The sequence below is a fragment of the Streptococcus sp. HMSC070B10 genome, from assembly GCF_001808665.1.
Lineage (GTDB): Bacteria > Bacillota > Bacilli > Lactobacillales > Streptococcaceae > Streptococcus.
This window is the reverse complement of record NZ_KV794129.1, coordinates 1-1,544: the sequence shown is the minus strand read 5'-3', so window position 1 is coordinate 1,544 and position 1,544 is coordinate 1. Positions and strand designations below refer to the sequence as shown.

Sequence of the window (1,544 nt, the reverse complement as noted above, 5' to 3'; positions counted from 1 at the left end):
TCCATGGTGAACCAGTTTATGACGATGAGGAAGACGAGTGATAATTTACAATAACACTTATTTGAAAGAGAGTGTTGAATAGGGGGAAGACTAATGCTAGATAAATTAAAACAGTTTAAATTGTTGATTGTATTGTCCTTGTTCCTATTAGCGATTCCTTTATATTTTACTTACAATCATTTCCAACAATCTAGTGTTTTAAAAGAAGCCTTTGAGAAAAATGAGAGAATTGAAGTTCTACATCGTTTGACGGCATCAGAAAAATATGCACCTGACATCCGTAAAGCAGGCTATGTCGTTCCTCCCGATGGAGCTATTCGACTGGATGGAGGAATTGACTCCATAGAGATAAAAGGAGACATTGATTTGAAAATATCAAATCCTGGAAGGAATGAAGTCACTGTTTTATTTGAAATAACAGCAAAAGAGGAAAAAATAGATGTTTACTATATTTTAGATAATCAGTTAACCATAAAACGTAGTTACTATTCTAATATTAGTAATCAAAAAATAAAAGAGAGTGTGGACATCTCTCAAGCCGAAGAAGAGCGACTATTAAAAATTGTTCAAAAAGAGCTTGAGGATTTCATGGAAAAGATGTATCAGACTTTGTATGGATAGTTTACCAGAGAAAGTGGCTTCTTGCTCAACACAATGCCGTATGAACAACTGGGCGTGTTGAAGAATTATATACTGTGAACTGTGATGGGAAATGGGGATAAAGCTAACGGTAAACTGATGGTTGAAACTCTTATTGAAAATAATACGATAGGAGGCAACTTTATTAAATATGGCTTTGACCTCAATATCTTTATTGGAAAACCTAATGAAAAGGAAGAGGGTTGGAAACATGACGTCTATGATTATTTAGACAGAGGGGATGAAAAAAATGTCGGGACTTAAAAAATACTAATCGTGATTGGTTCTGTAATTGCTTTAGCTACTGGCTTGAATCTTTATTTTCAATATCAAAATCACCAAGAACATATGCAATTAAAAACCTCCTTTGAAGAGAGGGACAATATAGTCGTCTTACAACATTTAATGGCATCAGGAAAATATGCGTCTGACATTCGTAAACCAGGCTATGTCGTTCCTCCAGATGGAGCTATTCGACTGGATGGAGGAATTGACTCCATAGAGATAAAAGGAGATATCGATTTCAAAATATCGCATCCTGGACGGAATGGGGTTACTGCTTATTTTGAAATAGAGATAGATGGTAAAATAACTAGTGCACTATATGAATTGGATAAGAACTTTGATATAATTTCTAGCACCTATTTTCAAATAAATGAAAAAAATATAAATGAGAGAGTGAATATCTCTCAATCCGAAGAAGATCGCCTATTAAAAATTATTCAAAAAGAGCTTGAGGATTTCATGGAAAAGATGTATCAGACTTTGTATGGATAGTTTCCCAGAGAAAGAAGCTTCTTGCTCAACACAATGCTGTATGAACAACTGGTTGTGTTGAGGAATTTTACTAGAAAAAGATACCGTAGATAAGCTACAAAAAAATTACCCAAGTACTTATAATTTCA

Annotated in this window: 3 protein-coding genes; all 3 read left to right on the top strand. The window is 34.1% G+C overall.

What is annotated here, in order from left to right:
- Positions 1–93 precede the first annotated feature (93 nt).
- The 3 genes from HMPREF2613_RS00115 to HMPREF2613_RS00105 all read left to right on the top strand — a co-directional run bounded on the left by HMPREF2613_RS00115 (position 94) and on the right by HMPREF2613_RS00105 (position 1,416).
- On the top strand, positions 94–621 hold the full coding sequence (locus HMPREF2613_RS00115; RefSeq protein ID WP_070478081.1) for a thiol-disulfide isomerase: 528 nt from the start codon (positions 94–96) through the stop codon (positions 619–621).
- Between the two features lie 84 nt (positions 622–705).
- Positions 706–903: a hypothetical protein gene (locus HMPREF2613_RS00110; protein WP_070478079.1), complete on the top strand. Its 198-nt coding sequence runs from the start codon at positions 706–708 to the stop codon at positions 901–903.
- Positions 904–915: 12 nt separating this feature from the next.
- The gene (locus HMPREF2613_RS00105) at positions 916–1,416 is read left to right on the top strand and encodes a thiol-disulfide isomerase (protein ID WP_261673950.1); all 501 of its coding nucleotides are present in this window, start codon (positions 916–918) and stop codon (positions 1,414–1,416) included.
- Positions 1,417–1,544: the final 128 nt, after the last annotated feature.